At 71.4% G+C, this 21,651-nt stretch carries 17 protein-coding genes; 6 read left to right on the forward strand and 11 right to left on the reverse strand.

Translation table 11 applies throughout. From position 1 onward, the window contains the following. Nucleotides 1-64: 64 nt before the first annotated feature. Both ASG80_RS18885 and ASG80_RS18890 read right to left on the reverse strand, forming a co-directional pair. The gene (locus ASG80_RS18885; protein WP_156401953.1) at nucleotides 65-661 is read right to left on the reverse strand and encodes a hypothetical protein; all 597 of its coding nucleotides are present in this window, start codon (nucleotides 659-661) and stop codon (nucleotides 65-67) included. A 78-nt stretch (nucleotides 662-739) separates the two neighbouring features. After that, nucleotides 740-4,414 carry an ExeM/NucH family extracellular endonuclease gene (locus ASG80_RS18890; protein WP_235508404.1) on the reverse strand — a complete coding sequence of 1,225 codons (3,675 nt, stop codon included), beginning with the start codon at nucleotides 4,412-4,414 and terminating at the stop codon, nucleotides 740-742. 234 nt (nucleotides 4,415-4,648) lie between these two features. Between ASG80_RS18890 and ASG80_RS18895 the strand changes: the two genes are divergently transcribed. Next, nucleotides 4,649-5,575 (forward strand): EamA family transporter, encoded by a 927-nt coding sequence (locus tag ASG80_RS18895; protein WP_056733620.1) that lies wholly within the window; start codon nucleotides 4,649-4,651, stop codon nucleotides 5,573-5,575. A 246-nt stretch (nucleotides 5,576-5,821) separates the two neighbouring features. Here ASG80_RS18895 and ASG80_RS18900 read toward each other — a convergent pair whose 3' ends face one another. Next, entirely contained in the window at nucleotides 5,822-8,359 is a 2,538-nt protein-coding gene (locus tag ASG80_RS18900; protein WP_056733622.1) for an RNA helicase, read from the reverse strand. An 83-nt stretch (nucleotides 8,360-8,442) separates the two neighbouring features. On the opposite strand from ASG80_RS18900, the gene ASG80_RS18905 reads away from it, so the two are divergent. Next, entirely contained in the window at nucleotides 8,443-10,836 is a 2,394-nt protein-coding gene (locus ASG80_RS18905) for a beta-galactosidase (RefSeq protein ID WP_235508405.1), read from the forward strand. Between the two features lie 106 nt (nucleotides 10,837-10,942). Here ASG80_RS18905 and ASG80_RS18910 read toward each other — a convergent pair whose 3' ends face one another. Then, complete coding sequence (locus tag ASG80_RS18910; RefSeq protein WP_162256655.1) at nucleotides 10,943-11,620, reverse strand: LGFP repeat-containing protein; 678 nt, start codon at nucleotides 11,618-11,620, stop codon at nucleotides 10,943-10,945. A gap of 240 nt (nucleotides 11,621-11,860) precedes the next feature. Continuing rightward, a complete protein-coding gene (locus tag ASG80_RS18915; RefSeq protein WP_056733625.1) occupies nucleotides 11,861-12,511 on the reverse strand; it encodes a TetR/AcrR family transcriptional regulator in 651 nt (216 codons plus the stop codon). A 98-nt stretch (nucleotides 12,512-12,609) separates the two neighbouring features. Between ASG80_RS18915 and ASG80_RS24225 the strand changes: the two genes are divergently transcribed. Both ASG80_RS24225 and ASG80_RS18925 read left to right on the forward strand, forming a co-directional pair. After that, nucleotides 12,610-12,942, forward strand: coding sequence for a hypothetical protein (locus ASG80_RS24225; protein WP_056733627.1), 333 nt, complete (start codon nucleotides 12,610-12,612; stop codon nucleotides 12,940-12,942). 74 nt (nucleotides 12,943-13,016) lie between these two features. Further along, entirely contained in the window at nucleotides 13,017-13,445 is a 429-nt protein-coding gene (locus ASG80_RS18925; protein ID WP_056733629.1) for a hypothetical protein, read from the forward strand. Nucleotides 13,446-13,448: 3 nt separating this feature from the next. Here the strand turns inward: ASG80_RS18925 and ASG80_RS18930 are convergent, their stop codons facing one another. Further along, entirely contained in the window at nucleotides 13,449-14,234 is a 786-nt protein-coding gene (locus ASG80_RS18930) for a DUF1353 domain-containing protein (RefSeq protein ID WP_056733632.1), read from the reverse strand. A 38-nt stretch (nucleotides 14,235-14,272) separates the two neighbouring features. Further along, nucleotides 14,273-15,193 (reverse strand): AEC family transporter, encoded by a 921-nt coding sequence (locus tag ASG80_RS18935; protein ID WP_056733633.1) that lies wholly within the window; start codon nucleotides 15,191-15,193, stop codon nucleotides 14,273-14,275. Nucleotides 15,194-15,332: 139 nt separating this feature from the next. Between ASG80_RS18935 and ASG80_RS18940 the strand changes: the two genes are divergently transcribed. Next, a complete protein-coding gene (locus ASG80_RS18940) occupies nucleotides 15,333-17,771 on the forward strand; it encodes a phosphoketolase (protein WP_082590690.1) in 2,439 nt (812 codons plus the stop codon). Between the two features lie 120 nt (nucleotides 17,772-17,891). Here ASG80_RS18940 and ASG80_RS18945 read toward each other — a convergent pair whose 3' ends face one another. Genes ASG80_RS18945 through ASG80_RS18955 form a run of 3 tightly spaced genes read right to left on the reverse strand, consistent with a single transcriptional unit; the run spans nucleotide 17,892 to nucleotide 20,393 of the window. Beyond that, nucleotides 17,892-18,881: an aldo/keto reductase gene (locus ASG80_RS18945; RefSeq protein ID WP_056733635.1), complete on the reverse strand. Its 990-nt coding sequence runs from the start codon at nucleotides 18,879-18,881 to the stop codon at nucleotides 17,892-17,894. A gap of 49 nt (nucleotides 18,882-18,930) precedes the next feature. Further along, nucleotides 18,931-19,791, reverse strand: coding sequence for a PhzF family phenazine biosynthesis protein (locus ASG80_RS18950; RefSeq protein ID WP_056733887.1), 861 nt, complete (start codon nucleotides 19,789-19,791; stop codon nucleotides 18,931-18,933). Then, nucleotides 19,788-20,393, reverse strand: coding sequence for a hypothetical protein (locus ASG80_RS18955; RefSeq protein ID WP_056733637.1), 606 nt, complete (start codon nucleotides 20,391-20,393; stop codon nucleotides 19,788-19,790). The genes ASG80_RS18950 and ASG80_RS18955 overlap by 4 nt, the downstream gene beginning before the upstream one ends. 85 nt (nucleotides 20,394-20,478) lie before the next feature. Between ASG80_RS18955 and ASG80_RS18960 the strand changes: the two genes are divergently transcribed. After that, complete coding sequence (locus ASG80_RS18960) at nucleotides 20,479-21,096, forward strand: GyrI-like domain-containing protein (RefSeq protein WP_056733639.1); 618 nt, start codon at nucleotides 20,479-20,481, stop codon at nucleotides 21,094-21,096. 60 nt (nucleotides 21,097-21,156) lie between these two features. On the opposite strand, the gene ASG80_RS18965 is transcribed toward ASG80_RS18960, so the two are convergent. Then, a complete protein-coding gene (locus ASG80_RS18965) occupies nucleotides 21,157-21,597 on the reverse strand; it encodes a VOC family protein (protein WP_056733889.1) in 441 nt (146 codons plus the stop codon). Between the last annotated feature and the right edge of the window lie 54 nt (nucleotides 21,598-21,651).

Below are 21,651 nucleotides of genomic sequence, written 5' to 3' on the forward strand. Positions count from 1 at the left end.
TCTTTCGTGGTCGAGGTCGGACGCGCGTGGCGGCGTCCATCAGTGATTCGGAAGCGTCAGCGGATCAGGCCGCTGCCACCTCGACCGGAGGACCTCTCGACCCGAGCCCGGAAGCGAGGAGCACTGCGACGAGGTGCGAGCGCGGGCCGTCGACGGGAACGCGAAGCGACCGCACGGCGACCGGCGCCGGGATCACCGTGAGCCACCGCACGAGCACTCGGATGACCCGGGCGACCGTATCGACGAACCGGTCGGCGAGCATCAGCGCGGCGAGCGTGATAGCCGCGGCCACGAGGTGGGCGACCGGCATCCAGGCGTTCCCGTGGTCGACGGTGGCGACGGACGACACGGAGAGGTGCGCACCGGCATCGTGGCCGGCGTGGGTCGCTGAGGATCCGGCCACGACCGGGGCGGCGGCGCCCATCGCGTAGCAGAGGTGGAGCGCGGCCTGGGCGATGAGCGCCGACACGGCGGTGCGGACGAGCCTCGCCCGTGCGTCGGTGAGCGCCACGGCGAGCGGGACCGAGAACGCGAGGGCGACCACGACTGCGACGGACCCGGGCGGGCCGCCACCGCCGACGGTGTGCGCGAGGGATGCCACGAACGTCGCGAAGACGGCCACCGCCGTTCCACGAGCTGCGCGCGCGCCCCGGGAAGTCACCACTTCAGCCTAACCGGGGCGTGCGCAACGGGACGGCCCCGAGCTCGTGCCCGGGGCCGTCCCTTATGGAGCGGCGACTCAGTCGACGTCGATCACGAACGAACTCGTCGTGCCGGTAGACGGCACCGCGATGTCGAACCGCGTAGGCCCGCTGGTGACGGCCGGGATCGTGAACATCACGGTCGCCTTGCCGACCTCGTCGAACGCCGGCGTGAAGGCCCGATCGACCGACGCCGTGCCGAGCTGTGCCCCCCCGAACGAGACGACGACCGTGCCGGCCGCCGGCTCGTTCCGGCTGAAGTCGAGCGACGAGAGGTTCACCGTGACCTGGTCGCCGACGTCATACCCGTCACCGTCGTCGGGACCGACGATCACGCCGACCGCGCGCTGGGCGAAGTCGGGCGAGATCGTGTCGAAGACCTCGAAGTAGTCGACCATCGACTCGAGGTCGATCTTGCCGCTGTCGGCCTTGTTCGCGCCCAGCGCGAGGGTGAAGAAGTTGTCTCCACCCGAGGCGAGGAACGAGTTCACGCCCACGGAGTAGGTCGCAGCCGGGTCGATCGGCACGCCCTCGAGGAGCATCTCGGTGATGTGCGATCCCTTCGGTGCGCTCGGATCGTAGGTGTAGGTCAGCTCCTGGTTCACCCCGAGTTTGAGGAACGGCCGTGCCGCGGTCGACGGCTGCCACTGCTCCTCGAGCACCGACTTGATCTGCGCTCCGGTGAGGTTCATCGTCACCAGCGTGTTCGCGAACGGCTGCACGTTCGCCGCCTCGCGATAGGTGACCTCCCCCGCTGCCAGGTCGGCTCGCAGGCCTCCCGGGTTCATGAACGTGACGTCCACATCGCGGGTGCCGTCCTCGTTCAGCGACCAGCGCTGCACATCGGCGACCAGGTTGCCCAGCGTCGACTCACCGCCGCGGTTCTCCGTGAAGGTCGCCGCCGACGTCGCGCGGAGGAAGTCCGCGCTCGCGGTGCCGAGCACGACGTTGCCCAGCTCGTTCGCGACGGCGACCGCCTCGTCGACGATCGGCTTGACCGCGGGGTCATCCGGGTAGAGCGGCGTCGTGCCGTCCATCAGGTTGAAGATCTCGTTCTTCATCGTGAAGGACTTCGTCGCCTTGTCGTAGTGGATGTCCATCTTGGAGAATCGCTCGCCGTACTGGCCGCTCGAGATCACCGGCCGACCGTCGATCACGTGGTTGTACGCGAGGTGGGTGTGGCCGGAGACGATCGCGTCGACGTTGTCGTCGGCACCGAGCACGATCTTCCCGAAAGGCGAGTTCGGGTCGGTCGCCGACTCGATCGCGGTCGTCGCCGCGCCCTCGTGCACCAGCAGGACGATGATGTCGGCCTCGCCGTTCTCGTCGATGCCGTCGCTCAGCTGGTCGGCCACGCGGTTCGCCGCCTCGGTGGGGTCACCGACCGTGATGTCCGCGATGCCGGCCGGGGTGACGAGCGAGGGGAGCTCATCCGTGACCGCACCCACGAAGCCGATCGTCACGCCGTCGAACGTCTGCAGGAAGTACTCGGGCAGCGCCGGCAGCCCGGTGTCCTTGTCGTAGATGTTCGCGCCGAGGTACTCCCAGAGCGCCAGCGGCATGACCCGGTCGGTGAGGTCGGCGAAGCCCTGGTCGAACTCGTGGTTGCCCACGGAGCTCACGTCGAGCCCGGCCGCGTTCAGTGCCTCGATCGTCGGCACGTCCTGCTGGATGAAGGACGTGAACGTCGAGGCGCCGATCATGTCGCCGGCGGCCGCGAACACCGTGTTCGGGTTTCCGGCGCGGATCTGCTTCACCGCCGTAGACAGGGCCGCGATGCCTCCCGACGGGGCCGACTGCTCGATGCGCCCGTGGAAGTCGTTCACCGTCACCAGGTCGATGTCGACCGTGCTGGGCACGCCTTCCGTCTCCACGCCGACCAGAATCGGGTCGTGGTCGCTCGAGCGGTAGGGGATTCCCGCCTCGGCGGCGGGGGCCCAGTACTCGCGTCCAGCCCACTCGGGCGAGTTGATCGACCAGACGCCGGCCTTCGTGACCTTGTCGGCCGCGGAGGGCGACGCGATCACGTGGTCGAGCGAGCCGAGCTCGCCGTCGAACGTGTAGGTGTACTGGCCGCGTGCCTTCGTGAACAGGACGTCGCTCCACCCTGCGTCGGCGAAGACCTTCATCGGGTCCTCCTTGGCGTAGGAGTTGAAGTCGCCGACGAGGTAGATGTCGGTCTTGCGACCCTCGGACAGGCTGTTCGCGAAGGCGAGCACGGACTGCGCCTCCTCGACCCGCTCGTCGTTGAAGGCGTCCTGGCCGGGCTGCGGGCTCGGGTCGGTGCCGCTCTTCGACTTGAGGTGGTTGGCCACCACCGTCACGAACTGCTTGCCGAACTTGAACGTCTGGGCGATCGGCTCGCGCGCGATGTCCCACACGGTCTCGTCGATGATCGTCTTCGCCTCGCCCGAGGGCTTCACCGCGGCCGGCTTGAAGATGATGGCGTTCGTGATGAAGTCGGTGATCGCCGCGTCGTGCAGCGCGTCGGGTGTGCGCACGTAGTCCCACACGTTCGACCCTGCCGCGGCGTTGAGACCGGCGACCAGGTCGGCGAGCGCCTCGTCGGGCGCCTCGCCGAGCTTCACCGAGTTCTCGATCTCCTGCAGCGCCACCACGTCGGCGTCGAGCGCGTTGATCGCCGTGACGATCTTCGACTTCTGGATGGCGAACTCCTCGGCGTTCGCGGCTCCGCGTGCCTGCGGGTTCTCGTCGGTGAACGTCGTGAAGTAGTTCAGGACGTTGAACGCGGCGACCGTGATGTCACCGCCCACCGCCGGAGGCGTCGCGGGACGCGGGTTCCCAGTCGTGAACGTCGGCTTCAGGGCGGCCGGGCTCGCGTCCGTGATCGGCACCGGCGGCTGCAGGCGCCACTCGTTGAAGCCGAAGCTCAGGAGCGAGCCGCCCGTCGGGAAGTTCACCGCGTCGCCGTTGCGCACGACCACGTCCTTGGTGAGGTACGGCTGGTCGCCGGGGTGGTCGGGGTTGTCGGAGCCGTCGGCGTTGCGGACGCCGATGCTGTAGCCGTCGTCGAGGAGGATGCGGCTGTTCCGGTTGGCGGTCGTGATGGTGTTCGCCGCGGTCGTTCCGGGAACGGCGGTCTCGAACGCCTCGACCGGCATCGTGCTGCCGGCGCTCAGCCAGAGCTCGCCGAAGCGGAGCAGGTTGTGGCTGGAGACGAGGCGGTAGGTGCCCGTCGGCGACACGAGCATGCCCTCGAACGGCTCTCGTGCACCGCCCAGGACGGTCGCGGGCAGCGGCGTCGTCGCCGGCAAGCCCGCAGCGGCTTGGACGAGCTCCACCGAACCGGCGGCCGATGCCGTGATCTGGGTCACCGTGCTGAACTCGCTCACCGGGCCGGTCGCACGCACCTTGTCGCCGATCGCGACGCCCGTGGCGGGGTTGTTGGAGAGGAACACGAAGAGGCCGTCGGAGGCGCCGGGCGTGGCATCCGTCGCACCGCCGGAGCCGGCGGTCTGCAGGTAGATGCCGCGGAAGCCGCCCGTGCGGTGGTCGCCGGTGACGATGCCCTCGACCGTGACGGTCTGACCGACCAGCGGCGACGTCGCCACGTTGGTGCCCTGCACCTGCGCGATCGTGTGGGTGACCTCTGCGGCGTATGCCGGCGGCGTGGCGAGGAGCCCCGCCACGAGGGTGCCCGCCGCGGCGACCGCCACGGCTGACATGCGACGGATGGTGCTGCGACGTGGCATGACTCTCCTCTGGGATTCCACCCCGGAGGCCACGCACGCGACGAACGTTTCGGGTCGGGCTCGCGGGGGTACTGATCCGAAGCATAGGAGCCACCCCCCACCCTGCCAAGGGGTTTCCATTGCAACATCCGCCGCTTTTCACAGAGTGTTCACGGATGCCGCGCAGATGTGCACCGAGCGTCCTCGATGCTGCTCAGATGAGCGCGCCATGCCCGCCGGTACGCTGGGACGACCATGCTCACCGCCGTCTTCTCGCTGGCCGGGGCGCTCGTCTTCGGCGCGGCAGACTTCCTCGGCGGACTCGCCGCGAAGCGCGTGAGTGCGGTGCTCGCGACCGCGGTCGCCTCGCTCACGGGCCTCGTGCTGCTCCTCGTCGTCGCCCCGCTCCTCGGTGGGGAATGGACGGCCCACGACGTACTCTGGGGTGCGGTCTCGGGGGTCATCGGCGCGGTGGCGATCTCCCTGCTGTACGCATGCCTCGCCATCGGCCCGATGAGCATCCTCTCCCCGCTCACGGCCGTCGTCTCGGCGGTCGTTCCCATAGTGTGGGGGCTCGTCATCGGCGGCGAGCGCTTCGCGGCGATCGGCTACTGGGCACTCGGCCTCGCGCTCGTCGCGGTCGTGCTCGTGGGCTTCGTACCCGAGCGCGGTGCCGTGCGGCCGAGCCTGCGCGGCATCCTGATGGCGACCGGTTCGGGCATCGCGATCGGCGGATTCTTCATCGCGATCGACCAGACGACGGCGGAGAGCGGCGTCGTGCCGTTGCTCCTCAACCGGGGCGTGAACTCGGCGATCATGTTCGCCGCGGTCGGCGTGCTCGCGCTCGTCGCCGCGCTCCGCGCCGGCCGCAGCCACGACGCCCCGGGCGAGCGGATGCCACGGTCCTCGTCGGTCGGCACCGCCTTCGCGCCGGCGCGCACCGCCACCGCGGCCGGCATCCGCCTCGCCGTCGCCTGCGGGATCGTCGACGTGGTCGCGAACGGGCTGCTGCTCATCGGCATCCGCGCGGGCGACCTCTCGGTGGCCGCGGTGCTCGGCGCCATGTACCCGGCGGGCACCATCCTGCTCGCCGCGCTCGTGCTGAAGGAACGCATCGCGCCCGTGCAGTGGGCGGGGCTCGTGCTCGCGCTCGTCGCCGCGAGCGTGCTGGCCCTGGCGTGACGCCGCTGATTGCCGGACGGAACCACTCCAAACGGCTCTCCCCGGCAAACGTAGGAAGAAACGCCGTTCTGCACGGCTACAGCACGCCGACACGCCGAGGGTCGGCAGACTGTTCCTGCACTGGCGTGACGGGTCTCGAGACGCGGCCGCGCCGCTCCTCGACCCGCCGACGCGAGACGCGGCTGCGCCGCTCCTCGACCCGCAGACGCGAGACGCGGCCGCGCCGGTCTTCGACCCGCAGAACGGCTAGAGGCGCACGACCTCGGTGACGCGCACGACCGCGGCGCCCTCCTCCGCGGATGCCTCCAGGTCGACCTCCGCGCGGATCCGCCAGTCGTGGTCGCCGGCCGGGTCGTCGATGGTCTGTTCGACCCTCCAGGTGCCGGACGCGGCATCCGTCTCATCGATCGTGACGAGCCGCGGCGACCGGGCGGCGGGTCCCGTGCCGATGTCGTCGTGCTCGGCGTAGTACCGGTCGAGCGCGTCGGGCCATCCGGCGTCGGGATCGAGCTCGGCGAGCTCGGCGTCGCGCTCGAGCGCGGCGAGCTGCACGCGCCGGAACAGCTCGTTGCGCACGAGCACCGTGAACGCCCGGCGGTTGGTCACGACCGACGGCGGTGCGGGCGGCACGACCGGCGCCTCGTCCTCGGGAAGATGGCTCGTCGGGTCGACGAGCTCGTTCCACTCGTCGACGAGGCTCGAGTCGACCTGCCGGACGAGCTCTCCGAGCCACTCGATGAGGTCGAGCAGCTCCTCGTCCTTCGCCTCGCTGGGCACGGTCTGCCGGATCGCCCTGAACGCGTCGGAGAGGTAGCGCAGCACGAGCCCCTCGCTGCGGGCGAGCTGGTAGAACGACACGTATTCCCCGAACGACATGCTGCGCTCGAACATGTCGCGCACGACCGCCTTCGGGCTGAGCTCGAAGTCTCGCACCCACGGCTGGCTCGACGCGAACGTCTCGAACGACTGGGTGAGCAGCTCGTCGAGCGGCTTCGGCCAGGTCACCTCCTCGAGCGCCTCCATGCGCTGCTCGTACTCGACGCCGTCCTGCTTCATCGCGGCGACCGCCTCGCCGCGGGCCCTGTACTGCTGCTGCGAGAGGATGGGGCGGGGATCGTCGAGCGTCGACTCGATGACGCTCACGACGTCGAGCGCGTAGTGGCCGGTGCCGATTCCCGTGCCTGGAGCGGCGTCGGGGTCGAGCAGCTCGATCGCGGCGAGCGCGAACGGCGAGAGCGGCTGGTTGAGCGCGAAGTTCGGCTGGAGGTCGACGGTGAGGCGGAGGTCGGCGAGCCGCCCCGGCGCCGACGGGCGGAGGAGCTCGACCACGCCCGCGTCGCGGAGGGTGCGGAGGATCTCGAGGGCGCGTCGCGCGAGCTCGAACCGGCGGGCACGCGGCTCGTGGTTGTCGAAGCAGAGCGAGCGGATGCCGCGCGCGACGTCGCCGCCGCGTCCGATCACGTTGATCAGCATCGCCGCCGTGAGCTTCAGCTGCGGCACCAGCGGCTCGGGCTCGGCCGCGACGAGACGCTCGAACGACCCCTCGCCCCATGTGACGAACCCGGCGGCGGGCTTCTTGCGCACGATCTTCTTCAGCTTCTTGGGATCGTCGCCCGCCTTGCGGACGGCGGCCTCGTTCTCGATCTCGTGGTCGGGCGCGAGCACGACCACGGTGCCCGCGGTGTCGTAGCCGGCGCGACCTGCGCGCCCCGCGATCTGGTGGAACTCGCGGGCGGAGAGCTGCCGCGTCCGCTGCCCGTCGTACTTGGAGAGCGCCGTGATGAGCACCGTGCGGATCGGCACGTTGATGCCGACGCCGAGCGTGTCGGTGCCGCAGATCACGCGGAGGAGCCCGCGCTGCGCGAGCGTCTCGACGAGCCGCCGGTAGCGCGGCAGCATGCCGGCGTGGTGCACGCCGATACCCGCCCGCACGAGCCGGGAGAGCGTCTTGCCGAAGCCGGTGGTGAAGCGGAATCCGCCGATCGCGTCGGCGATCTCGTCGCGCTGCTCGCGGGTCACGACGCGGATCGACGAGAGCGCCTGGGCCCGCTCCATCGCTGCGGCCTGCGAGAAGTGCACGATGTAGACGGGCGCCTGCCGCGTCTCCATGAGCTCCTCGACGGTCTCCTGCACCGGGGTCTTCGCGTACGAGAAGTGCAGCGGCACGGGGCGGTCGACGCCCGTGACCCGCGCGGTCTCGCGGCCTGTGCGACGCGTGAGGTCCGACGCGATGCCGGCCACGTCGCCGAGCGTCGCCGACATGAGGATGAACTGCGCGCGCGTGAGCGTGATGAGCGGCACCTGCCACGCCCAGCCCCGGTCGGGGTCGCCGTAGTAGTGGAACTCGTCCATGACGACCTGGTCGACCGCGGCATCCGGCCCGTGACGGAGGGCGAGGTTGGCGAGGATCTCGGCCGTGCAGCAGATGATCGGGGCATCCGGATTCACCGAACTGTCGCCCGTTACCATGCCCACGTGCTGCGCGCCAAAGATGTCGACGAGCTGGAAGAACTTCTCGCTCACGAGTGCCTTGATGGGCGCCGTGTAGTAGCTGCGCCCGCCACTGGCGACGGATGCCGCGTGCGCCGCGACCGCGACGAGCGACTTGCCCGTGCCCGTCGGCGTCGAGAGGATCACGTTCGCGCCCGACACGATCTCGATGATCGCCTCGTCCTGCGCGGGGTAGAGGGAGAAGCCGCGGCCGTCGGCCCAGTCGACGAAGGCGTCGTACATCGCGTCGGCGTCGTAGGGGCGCGGGGCGAGGTCGGGAAGCGACTGGGGCATCCGTCCGAGTCTGTCACGGGCGAAGCGCCCGACCGCGCCTGTGGTAGAACTGGGAGCGCACACAGTCGAAGGAGCAGCCCGTCGTGACCCTCGCCCCGCCGCCCGCCGAGCCGACCGCGACGGCGAACGCGTCGACCGCGACGAACCCGCTCACCGCCACGACGAACCCGCTGACCGCGACCCACCGCCCGCACGACCGGCCGCTCGCACGCCCCGCGATGAGCAACGCGATCGACCGGCACGATCGCTTCGCGCTCACGAACCGCTATGTCGAGGTCGACGGCCGGCCTGCGATCCCGGTATCGGGCGAACTCCACTACAGCCGCGTCCCGCGCGCCGAATGGGAGGAACGGCTGCGGCTCATGCGCTCGGGCGGCGTCACCGCCGTGGCCACGTACGTGTTCTGGAACCACCACGAGCCCGAACCTGGGCGCCGCGACTTCCACGGCGGGCTCGACGTCGCCGCGTTCGTGGCCCTCTGCGCGCGAGTCGGACTCGACGTCGTGCTGCGCATCGGCCCGTGGGCGCACGGCGAGGTACGCAACGGCGGCTTCCCCGACTGGGTGCAGCACGCGCCGGTCGGGCACCGCACCGACGACCCCGCCTACCTCGCCCTCGTCGACGAGTGGTTCGCCGCGCTGGGCGCCGAGCTCGCACCGCTCTGCGGACCGACGAGCAGGGTCATCGCGATCCAGCTCGAGAACGAGCTCTACGACCAGCCCGGCCACCTCGTGACGCTGAAGGCGATGGCGCGCCGTCACGGGCTGACCGCCCCCGTCTACACCGCGACCGCGTGGGGCGGCGCCGACCTGCCCGCGGGCGAGGTGCTCCCCCTCTACGGGGGCTACGGCGACGGGTTCTGGGTCGACGTCGACCAGCCGTGGGACACCACATTCCGCGAGCACTTCTTCTTCTCGCACACCTGGGACGATCCGGGGATCGGCGCCGACCTGCGCGACCATCCGGGCATCGGGCGGCAGGTCACGGCATCGAGGGTGCCGTCCCCCGACTTCCCCGCCGCCACCTGCGAGCTGGGCGGTGGGATGGCCACCGCGTACCATCGCCGCCCACTCCTCGGTGCGCGCGACATCGCCGCCGTCGCCCAGAACAAGATCGGCAACGGCTCGGGCTGGCAGGGCTACTACATGTACGCGGGCGGCGTGAATCCCCGCCCGGGGCTCCAGGAGTCGCAGGCGACCGGCTACCCGAACGACCTGCCGGGGTTCGACTACGACTTCCACGCGCCGATCGGGGCCGCAGGCGTGCTCGCCGGGAGTCACGCCGAGCTGCGTCGCCAGCACGCGTTCCTCGCCGCGTTCGGCGAGCGACTCGCCGACATGCCCTCGACGCTGCCCGACGTGCTGCCGGCGGGCGTCGACGACGCCGAGACGCTGCGGTGGGCCATCCGCTCCGACGGCGCGACGGCCTGGGTGTTCGTCACGTGGCAGCAGCCCCATGCGCCGCTCGACACGTTCCGCGGCGCGCGCTTCGCCGTGCGTCTCGGCGACGAGACGGTCACGCTGCCGCACGCGCCGGTCGACGTGCCGGTCGGCACGATCGCGCACTGGCCGGTCAACCTCGAGCTCGGTGGCGTGCGCCTGCGCTGGGCCACGGCCTCGCCGCTGACCGTGCTCGGCCAGGCCGAGCGGCCGACGCTCGTGGTGGTCGCCGGGCCTGGCATCCCGGTCGAGCTGGCGGCCGACGGGGCCACGGCGACGGATGCCGCGGGCGCGGTGCGCGAGACGGCGCCCGGCGTGTTCGTGGTCGACGCCGACGAGCCGCGCCGGGTCGACGTTTTGCAGGGCGACGCCCGCCTGCCCGTGCTCGTGCTGCCCGCGGCATGCGCCGCGGAGCTCTGGGTGCTCGACGGGCCGAACGGACGCCGTCTGCTGCGCTGCGCGGCGCCGGTGCACGTCGAGGCCGACGGCCGGATCGCGGTGCGGTCGTCGGCGCGGCCGCGGGTGCTGGAATACGACCCGGATGCCGCGGCGTTCGTGCCGATCGCCGTCGACGCACCCGGCGTCGGCGTCGACGTGGCGCTCGAGCCGGTGCCCGGCGCGGTCGGCGAGGCCCCGCCTGCGGGCTACGGCGCGCGCGCCGGACGCGCCGCCGCCCCGAACGCCGACGCGATCGCGCGGCACGGCACGACGTGGACCTTCACCGTGCTGGAGGCCGCTCCCGGCCGACGCGTGCTGCACGTCGACTGGGCTGGCGACGTCGCCGTGCTCGAGGTCGACGGACGCGTGGTGCTCGACCGGTTCTGGGACGGCACGACGTGGACCATCGGACTCGACGCACTTGCGGTGGCGCCCGGCGCCGAGCTCACGCTGCGGATCGTCCCGCTGCATCCCGGCGCGGCCGTGCACCTGCCCACCGAGGCGGAGCGACGCCGACGCGCCGTGGACGGATCGCTCGTCGCCCTCGATGAGGTGCGGCTCGTGAGCTCGCCGCTCTGGCGCGAGGTGGAGACCGGGTAGCGAGCGCCCTGCGGTGTCGCGTCCGGTCCCTCAGCCGTGAGGCGCGAAGGCGCTCCAGAGCCGGGCCAGCGAATCGCGCTCGGCGATCGGTCGATTTGTCAGCAGGTCAACTTGTCAACGACAAGGTCGCCTCGCCGAACGCAGCGGATGCCGCCGGCGCGGTCACGACGATCTCGGGGCCGCCCGAAGGCGACCACGTGATCGTGCCGTGCTCGAAGCATCCGCTCATCACGCCCGTCGCATCGACGACGACGTCGGCGACCGGGACGCCGAGCGGCGACCGCTCCCAGCCGAGCAGCGCCCAGATGTCTCGGACCATGCCGTGCACGATCGCAGCGCCGTGCCGCGTGGTCCAGTAGATCGACGCGCCTTCGAAGTGGGCGAAGCCGCCGTCGGCGCGACCCATCGCGGTCCGCCGGGATGCACCGACGAGTCGCTGCTCGTCGCCGGTGGGCAGGCCGAGGTACGAGGCCTCGCCGCCCGCCTCGAGCCACCGCGCGGCGATCTCGCCGTGCACCTCATGCGCTCCCGTGCGCTCCGACCAGTACACGGAGCCGTGCTCGTACACGCGGCGGTAGACGTCGGCGTCGCCGACCCGGGTGTGCAGCGACACGGCCTCGCCGAGCCACGTGTGCTCGGCGCGCTTGGCACTGATGGCGGGCACGGCCAGCAGCAGTCGGTAGTCCGGGTCGTAGCGCACCGCCGTGCGGAAGTCCGACCAGCTCACGGCTCGGTCGAGGCGCTTCGGCAGGAGGCCGGCGCGCGCGGGGTGTGACTGGGTCATCCGCGCGGGTCGCGTCATCCGCTGGTCCATGGGGTGCTCCGCTCATCGTCCGGGTGTCGCCCGGAAGGTCCGCCCGCCGATCCGGGGAGGAAATGGGGGAAGCCGGCCCGCACCAGGTTCGGGGACGAGGTGCTGACCGGCTATCCGATCACCTGCCGCGGTGACAGTTCCCCCTGCGGTCCGCGGTCCGGCGATCGGTTCCCACGCTACGAGCGTGTGGCACCGCGGGCATCAGGGCTATCACTGAACTTCCGCCCCACGACCGGCGGATGCAGCGGGGTCGGCTGGTCGGGTCTGCTCGGATGCCGCGGCGTCGACCGCGTCGCGCGCGAGGGCCGTGATCGAGGCGACGAGCGTGGCGCGACGCCGTGCCGCGCGGTCGGGACCGTCGCCGACGAGGAACGCGTCGAGGTGCCCGAGCACCGGCCAGGCGTTCACGAGCGAGACGATCGTGAGGAGCAGCTCGCCGGCCGTGGCACGGTCGACCCCGGGGAGGAGCTCTCGGAAGCGCTCGACCTTCTCGTCGTGGTAGGCCGCCCTGGCCGAGTCGGCCGACGTGGCCGCGCCGCGCTCGAGGCCCTCCCAGAACACGAGCCGCGGGATGACGTCGTCGGCGAGATGGTGGTCGAAGAGGCGCCCCGCGTAGTCGCCCGCCGCCTCTGGCCCCACGCCACGCATGGGCACCTCGTCCATGGAGGCGCGCAGGCGCGTCGCGAGCACGATGGCGAAGAGGTCGTCCTTCTTGCCGAAGTACTGGTAGATGCGCTCCTTGTTGACGCCGGCGGTGGCGGCGATGCGGTCGATGCGTGCGCCGGCGAGGCCGTGCGCGCTGAACTCCGCCGTCGCGGCGTCGAGGAGCCGTTGCTTCGTGCGCTCGGTATCCCAGGCCATGGCCCCAGTCTAGCAATTTCCAACCATATAGTTGCTTTGCGCCATCCGATGTGCTTCAATTACAACCATTCAGTTGGAAATGACCACGAGGAATCCCAATGACCACCCCCACCGCTCCCACCCCCACCGCAACCACCGCCACAACCAGCGCCGCTCCCGCCACCCCCGCCGCCCGCGTCGCCAGCGTCGCGCCGACGCCGCCGTCCGTGCACGTGCGCGCCGTCATCACATGGCTCGCGATCTTCCCGCTCGTCGCGATCGGCATGATGCTGCTCGCGCCGATCTCGGAGTCGTGGCATCCGGTGCTCCGCGCGTTCGTCCTCACGCTCGTCGTCGTACCGCTCGCCGTGTACGTCGTCGTGCCGCGGCTGCTGCGCGGCTACGGCGCTCTGCGTCGGCGCCGTGCCACGCGTTCGGGGGCGGGTGCTTGATCCGCCCCTGCGGCGCCCACTGACGTTCGCTCAGGCCGACGCACGCCGGCACGCCGACGACCCAGGAGGACTGCATGCTGATCGCCCCGGACGCGGGCTCGGAATCGGCGAAGGCACCCGAGGACGGCGTCTTCGACGTCGCCCTCGTGGTGGTGCACGGCATGGGCGACGCCTACAAGAGCCAGATCCTGCTCGAGTGGGCCGAGCCGATCCTCGAGCGCATGGACTGGCTCGCCCGCGACCGGGTGATCGGCGCCGGCGACGAGCACGGCGTCACCATCCACGACTCCGACCTCTCGGGCGACATGCCGATGGTGACGGCCACCGTGCGGTTCCCGAAGCGCCCCGACCCTGCGGCGCCGGATGCCCCGCCCGAGACCGTCGAGCGCAGGGTCGCGATCCTCGAGGCCCGCTGGTCGGAGTCGGCCACGTGGGCGAAGCGCTTCCACGGGTGGCGGCCGCCGGCCGCGGCAACAGGCGGCGCCACGAGCTCCGGCGGCTGAGCCTCAGCCCTCCGTGGGTCCGCCACGCCTCGACGCGCGCAGGGTCGGCCGCAGCACATCCATGGGATCGCCGCCCGAGAGCACCTCCACGATCGCCTCGACGAGCCGGAACGGCACGAGCGCCACGAGGTGCAGCAGCAGGAAGGGCCCGAGCACGAGGATCGAGCCCGTCAGCAAGAGCACGAGCGGCGCCAGCGCACCCCACGGCAGCGCGGCGAGCGCGGCGATGGGAATGGCGAGCAGCCACCACGGCTGCCAGATGGCGGCCACGGATGCCCCGAGCACCACGAGCCCGCCGACGATCACCTGCACGAGCAGCAGCACCCCCGCTGCGCCGTTGAACTCGAGCTCGCGGTCGGCGGCCACCCATCCCCACATGAGCCACGACCGCAGCAGCGGGACGCGCTGCTCGCGGAGTGCGGTGCGGAACACCCGGTCGTCCTCGCGTCGCTGGGCGAGCGCCGCCCGGCGGTCGCCGAGCTCGGAGGCATCCACGGATCGCTCGTCGTGCAGCACCGCGGGCGCCGACTGCCGGCCGTAGCTCGCGATGAAGCTCCACAGCCACATCGGCACCGACGCGAGGTCGGTGATGCCGTGCACCCGCGGCTCGCGTTCGTCGGGAGCGGAGTCGGGTCCGCCCGGCGGCCGCGCTGGCACGCGGTAGCGCCGGCCCGACACCGGATCCTCGTAGACGAAGGGCGCACGCACGTGGAAGCGGTAGCCGTCGGCGGGGCGCTGGGCGAGCACGAGCTCGTCGAGGGGTCGTCCGTCGTCGGTGAGGAACGGCATGTGGTCTCCTTCGCTCGCGACCATCCTGCCGTGACCGGTCAGCCGAGGAGGAGCGCCACTGCGAGCAACGCCGGCACGGAGCCGATCGTCGTGAGGAACACGGTGTCGCGGGCGACGACCTCGGCGGTCTCGTAGCGCTGGGCGAAGACGAACACGTTCTGCGCGGTCGGCAACGCCGCGAGCACCGTGACGGCGTAGAGGTCGATGCCGTCGAGCCCGAAGGCGAACCGCCCGAGCGCCCACGCGGCGACCGGCATCACGATGAGCTTCAGCATCGTGGCGAGCAGCACGTCACGTCGGCCGGTGCCGGGCTTCAGCAGGCGCTGCCCGTGCAGCGAAAGTCCGTAGGCGATGAGCATGAGCGGCACCGCGGCGTGCCCGATGAGCTCGATCGGCTCGAGCACGATCGGCGGCAACTCGAGCCCCGTGACCGCAACGAGCACGCCGAGCAGGGAGCCCACGATGATCGGGTTCGTGATGGTGGTGCGGATGATCACCCACGCCGACGTGCGTCCCTCGACCTTGGCGCCGAGCACGGCGAGCGCCACCGGGGCGAACAACAGCAGCTGCAGCAGCACGACGGGCGCCGAGTAGGCGGCGTCGCCGAGCATGTACACCGCGATCGGGATGCCGAAGTTGTTGCCGTTCACGTAGCCCGAGGCGAGCGAGCCGATCACCGTGCGCGCGAGCCCACGCCGCCAGATCGCGAGCGACACGAGCCCGAACACGAGCATCATCGCGACCGCGGCGAGCGCCGACACCGGAAGCAGCGCCGAGAAGAGCGCGCCGACGTCGGCCGTCGCGAGCACCGAGAAGAGCAGGAACGGCGCGAGCACGTTGAAGTTGAGCTGGGCGAGCACCTGGCGGGCGCCGGGTCCGAGCACGCCGGTGCGGCCGGCGACCCAGCCCACGAACACCGCGAGCGCGATGACGGCGAACCCGGTGAAGATCTGGATCATGCGCGCCGGCCCGCCGTCCGGGGCACGGGCGCGTCGCTCATCGCTTCGACCATACTCGCCCGCTGATGCGAGGCTGGCCTCGGGCCGGGGCCGCGACCTAGGCTCGAAGCGCACGCTGAATCGAACGGGTGGGGAGACCATGGCCGGAGCGGTCGGGCAGGGCGAGGATTCGGGAACCGGCGAGGCGGCGGCATCCGTGCCCCTCGAGCTCGTCGACCAGTGGTTCCGGGCGGCGAACTACCTGAGCGTCGGACAGATATACCTGATGCGCAACCCGCTGCTCGACCGGCCGCTCGAACCCAACGACATCAAGCCGCGCCTGCTCGGCCACTGGGGCACGTCGCCCGGCCTGAACCTCGTGTACGCGCACCTGAACCGCGCGATCGTGGAACGCGGCACGCCGACGCTCTACGTGTGCGGGCCCGGCCACGGCGGCCCGGCCATGGTCGCGAACACCTGGCTCGACGGCACCTACTCGGAGCTGTTCCCCGCGGTCAGCGCGGACCGCGCGGGCATGGCGCGGCTCTTCCGGCAGTTCTCGTTCCCCGGCGGCATCCCGTCGCACGCCGCGCCCGAGACGCCCGGTTCCATCAACGAGGGCGGTGAGCTCGGCTACTCGCTCATGCACGCGTTCGGAGCCGCGCTCGACAACCCGGGCCTGGTCGTGGCGTGCGTCGTCGGCGACGGGGAGGCCGAGACCGGGCCGCTCGCGACGAGCTGGCGCGGGCATTCGTTCCTCAACCCGCTGACCGACGGTGCGGTGCTGCCCATCCTCCACCTCAACGGCTTCAAGATCGCGAACCCGACGCTGCTCGCGCGCATCCCCGAGGCGGAGCTCGTGGAGTTCTTCCGCGGCAACGGCTACGAGCCGCTGCTCGTCACCGGCGGCTTCGACGGCGAGGACCCGATGGCCGTGCACGTGCGGCTCGCCGACGCAGTCGACGTGGCGTTCGACCGGATCGCCTCGATCCGTGCGGATGCCGCGGCGGGCGCGTTCGCCGACGCCGCCCCGCGCTGGCCCGCCATCGTGCTGCGCACGCCGAAGGGCTGGACCGGGCCGCGCGTCGTCGACGGCGTGCAGGTGGAGGGCACCTTCCACGCGCACCAGGTGCCGCTCGCCGGCGTGCGCGAGAGCGCGGAGCACCTCGCGATGCTCGAGACGTGGCTGCGCTCGTACCGGCCCGAGGAGCTGTTCGATCGCGACGGACGCCCGATTCCCGAGCTCGACGCACTCCGGCCGCGGGGCGAGCTGCGCATGAGCGCGACGCCGCTCGCCAACGGCGGCATCGCGCGCGCGATCGAGCTGCCGCCGACCGAGCCGTTCGCCGTCGAGGTCGCCGCCGACGCCCGCGGCGCCTCCGCCGAGTCGACCACGGTCTTCGGCCGGTGGTTCGCGGAGGTGCTGCGGCAGAACCCCGACGACGTGCGGCTCTTCGGCCCCGACGAGGTGCTGTCGAACCGGCTGGGCGCGGTGTTCGACGTGACTTCGCGGGCGTGGGCCGAGTCGCTGCATCCGCTCGACGAGCACCTCGCCCGCGAGGGCCGCGTGATCGAGGCGCTCAGCGAGCACCTCATGCAGGGCATGCTCGAGGGGTACCTGCTCACCGGGCGGCACGGGCTCATCACGAGCTACGAGGCGTTCATCCACATCGTCGACTCGATGTTCAACCAGCACGCGAAGTGGCTCGAGTCAGCCAGCCTGGTGCCGTGGCGCGGCGGCGTCGCCTCGCTCAACTACCTGCTCTCGTCGCACGTCTGGCGCCAGGACCACAACGGCTTCTCGCACCAGGACCCGGGCTTTCTCAACGTCGTCGTCAACAAGCAGGCGGACGTCGTGCGGGTCTACCTGCCGCCCGACGCGAACACCCTGCTCGCCGTGATGCGGCACGCGTTCGACACGCAGAACCGCGTGAACGTCGTGGTCGCGGGCAAGCAGCCAGAGCCGCAGTGGCTCACCGCCTCCGAGGCGGAGGCGCACGTCACGGCAGGGCTCGGCGTGTGGGCGTGGGCGGGCAATGAGCCCGGGTTCGACGCGGCCGACCCCGCGGCATCCGTGCCCGACGTCGTGCTCGCGTGTGCGGGCGACGTGCCGACCATGGAGGTCGTCGCCGCCGCGCAACTGCTGCGCGACCGCCTGCCCGAGCTCAAGGTGCGCGTCGTGAACGTGGTCGACCTGATGCGGCTGCAGGATGCCTCGCACCACCCGCACGGGCTCAGCGACGTCGCATTCGACGCGATCTTCATGCGGTCCTCGCCCGTGATCTTCGCGTTCCACGGCTACCCGTCGCTCGTGCACCAGCTCGCCTACCGGCGCACGAACCACGCGAACCTGCACGTGCGCGGCTTCATCGAGAAGGGCACCACGACCACGCCGTTCGACATGCTGCACCTCAACGACCTCGACCGATACCGGCTCGCACTCGACGTCGTGCACCGGGTGCCGGGCCTGGCCTCGCGGCCCGGCGTCGCCGAGATCGCGGACGAGTGGCACGCGGCGCGGGCGGCGGCGCGCGCGTACGCGTACGAGCACGGCGAGGACCCGCCGTGGATCACCGGGTGGGAGTTCCGGGCGGGCTGAGTACCCGCGCGCCCAGGCCGGCGCGCCGGATGGCGCACGCTCTGGCGGATATACGATCTGCCGCCTGGGATCATGCCGGCTGCGCGGCGCGGCGGATCGTATTTCCGCCGTTCTGGACCGCTACCAGCGCTCGTGCACCTGCGCGCGGATCTCCCGGTCGTACAGCGCCCGCACCGAGTCGTCGAATCCGGCGGGAAGCTCGAGCGCCCCGGCCGCGGCGTTCGCATGCGCCTGCTCGGGGTTGCGCGCGCCGGGGATCACCGAGCTCACGCCGTCCTGCGCCGCGATCCACGCGAGCGCGACCTGGGCGGCCGTGGCGTCGGGCGCCGCCGCCCGCGCCAACTCGGAGAACTCCCCCGCCGCCCGCACGCCCGTCGCGTAGTCGACGCCCGAGAACGTCTCGCCGACGTCGAAGGACTCGCCGTGCCGGTTGTACGTGCGGTGGTCGTTCGCGGCGAACTGCGTGTCGAGCGTGTACCGGCCGGACAGCAGCCCACTCGCGAGCGGTACGCGCGCGATGATGCCGACGCCCGCCGCGCGTGCGGCCGGCAGCACCTCGTCGAGCGGCTTCAGCCGGAACGCGTTCAGGATGATCTGCACGCTCGCCACGTGCGGCCGCGCGATCGCGGTGAGTGCCTCCTCGACCTTCTCGACGCTCACGCCGTAGTTCGCGATCGCCCCCTCATCCACGAGGGTGTCGAGCGCGTCGAACACGCGGTCGTCGCTGTACACCGAGGTGGGCGGGCAGTGCAGTTGCACGAGGTCGAGGGTGTCGACTCCGAGATTCGCGCGGGAGCGTTCGGTCCAGGCGCGGAAGTGCTCGAGCGAGTAATTCTCGTGCTCCTGCGGCATCCGTCGCCCCATCTTCGTGGCGACCGTGACGCCCGAGTCGGGGTTCGCGACCAGCCAGCGCCCGATGAGCGACTCGCTTCGTCCGTCGCCGTAGACATCGGCGGTGTCGAAGAACGTGACACCCACCTCGTGGGCCGCGTCGAGCACGGCGAGCGCGTCGGCCTCGTCGACCTCGCCCCAGTCGGCGCCGAGCTGCCAGGTGCCGAGCCCGATCACCGAGACGGGGCGACCGGTGCGTCCGAGGGTGCGGGTATGCATGGAGTCGAGCCTAGCCCGCGGGGCGACTCCCCACCCACGTGGCCACGTCTCAGCGGATCGGCACCGCCCGCCCGCTCACGACGATGCCGCCTCGCTCGGGGATGTCGACGTCGAGCCGACTGGGCCGGCCGACGTGGCGCCCCTGCTCGATGACCATCCGAGCGGGCGGATGCACCGCGCCGAGGCCGCGGAGGTACCCGCCCACCGCGGCGGCGGCCGAGCCGGTCGCCGGGTCCTCGGTGATGCGGCCGACGGGGAAGATGTTGCGCGCCTCGAACCGCAGCGCGCCGTGCGCGGCATCCGACAGCCGGTGCAGGATCGCGACGGTGAGTGGCCACCCCTGCGCGTCCATGAACGCGCGCATCGCTCCCGGGTCGAATCCGAACCCGTCGAAGACATGCGACTCGGCGATCACGATGACGGGATGCCATGCGCCGGCGAAGGCGAGCCGCGGCGGATAGCGCTCGTCGAGCTGCGAACGATCGACGCCGATCAGCTCGAGCAGCGCGTCGAGCACGAACTCGGGGAAGTGCGCGAGCTCGGTGTCGATGCTCGTGAACGCGGCGCGGAGCCCGATGCCGTCGTCGCTCGTCTCGATGACGATCTCGCCGACCGGCGTCGCGAAGCGCAGCGTGCCCGGTCGCGTGCGCTCGGCGATGGCGACGGCCGTGGCGACGGTGGCGTGCCCGCAGAACGGCACCTCCGCGATGGGCGAGAAGTACCGCACCGTTCGGACGCCGTCGGCCTCGCCGGTCACGAATGCCGTCTCGGCGTAGTCGAGCTCGGTGGCGATGCGCTGCATCGCGTCGTCGGTGAGCTCAGACGCATCGAGGACGACGCCGGCCGGGTTGCCGCCGTCCGGATCGTCGGCGAACGCGGTGTACCGCAGCACGCGGGGCTCTGCGCTCATGACGCCTTCGCCGGCGAGTACCTCGTCGCCGACCACTCGTCGGCGACCGCGCTCACCTTCGTGTCGCGCCAACCGGCCGATCGCAGCGCCTCCCGCACGGCGTTGTCGCCCGGCGCCGTGCTGGCGCGGCCCTTGCCGTGCACGATCCACACGTGCGAGCCGATGCCGCACTCGCGGAACCACACGGGCAGCGACTCCAGCTCGGCGTCGGTGCGCACGACGACGACCACCACGTCCGCCTCCCAGGGCGGCACGCGCGATGCGTCCGCGAGTGCATCGTCGAGTTCGGGCAGCGGCAACTCGCCCCGCACTGCGACCGTCTCGCCGTGCGACACCCCGAGCTTCTCGGCGAGCGCCGGCGGCGGGGTCGTCAGTGCCTGCGCCCAGGTCGGCGCCGCAGCACCCAACTCGAAACGGTACGTCTGCCCATCAGCTTCGAACGAGACCACGCCGTCGGCCGCCTCGACGTGCGACCACGCCGATCGGGGCACCCGCGCCCGCCGCTCCCCGGAGATGTGCAACCCCGCCGCCTCCAGGTGCAGCGTGACCTCCGCGGCACCGCCGTGCTCGCCGATCCAGGTCGCCTTCGCCTGCCTCCCCATGCATGAACCCCCCGGTAAATGATCCCCGCGGATCGGGTTCGATGCAATGCCTTGACCGGATGTCGCGCCGTGGCACACTGTGCGAATGGCGGGGAAGTACGATCCGAAGCGCGAGTTGCCCTGGTACACCGCACCTCGCGGTCGATTCGAGATCGTCGAGGTCCCCGAGCAGCGGTTCTGCATGATCGACGGTCATGGCGACCCGAACGCCGCGCCCGAGTACGCGGCCGCCGTGGAGGCCCTCTATGCGGTGTCGTACGCCGCGAAGTTCGCGAGCAAGCGGGAGCTCGGGCGCGACTACGTCGTCGGCCCGCTGGAGGGGCTCTGGAGCGCCGACGATCCTGCGACCTTCGTCACCCGCGAGAAGTCGGCATGGGACTGGACGATGATGATCTGGCAGCCCGACTGGATCACCGACGAGCTGTTCGCCGCGGCACGGGAGCACGCGGTGGCGAGGGCCCCCGCCGCCCGCCTGGCACGTCTCGAGTCGATCGAAGAGGGCCGTACGGTGCAGACGCTCCATCTCGGCTCGTACGACGACGAGGGGCCGACCCTCGCCCGCCTCCACGACGAGTTCATGCCCGAGCACGGCCTGCGTTTCAACGGGCGCCACCACGAGATCTACCTCGGCGACCCTCGGCGCACGGCGCCCGAGAAGCTCCGCACGATCCTGCGCCAGCCCGTGGCGCCGACGAGCGGATGACGCGGCCATCCCGGGTTGGGACGGGCCCGCGGCATCCGCTCGTGGTGGTGTCGGCGGCGTTCAGCCCTCCTGCTCGGCGCCGAACCGCTGCCGCGCCTCGACGGGGATGAGCGGGCGCTCGCCGCGAGCCTTGATCTGCTGCACGGCCCAGGTGTTGCCGTCGGGGTCGGCGAACCCGAAGAAGGTGCCACCGTCGCGGTCGTCGAACATGGTGATCTCGCTGCACTCGACGCCGCGCGATACGAGCTCCTCGCGGGCTGCGGCCGCGTCGGCGACCACGAGCTGGAGGCCGCGCATCGAGCCGGGCGCCATCTCGGTCTGCGAAGGCAGGTCGCCGATCACGATCGAGCATCCGGATCCCCTGGGCGTGAGCTGCACCACGTGCATCAGGTCGGTGCGGGTGTCGTGGTCGAGGTCGAACCCGACCTGGTCGCGGTAGAACGCGACCGCACGATCGATGTCGGTGACGGGGAGGAGGACGACCTCGAGGGTCCAGTCCATGATGTGCTCCATTCGATTCGTTGAGTACTGCCGGCGAGCCCGGATGCCGCGGGC

Source organism: Agromyces sp. Soil535, from assembly GCF_001428255.1.
GTDB lineage: Bacteria > Actinomycetota > Actinomycetes > Actinomycetales > Microbacteriaceae > Agromyces.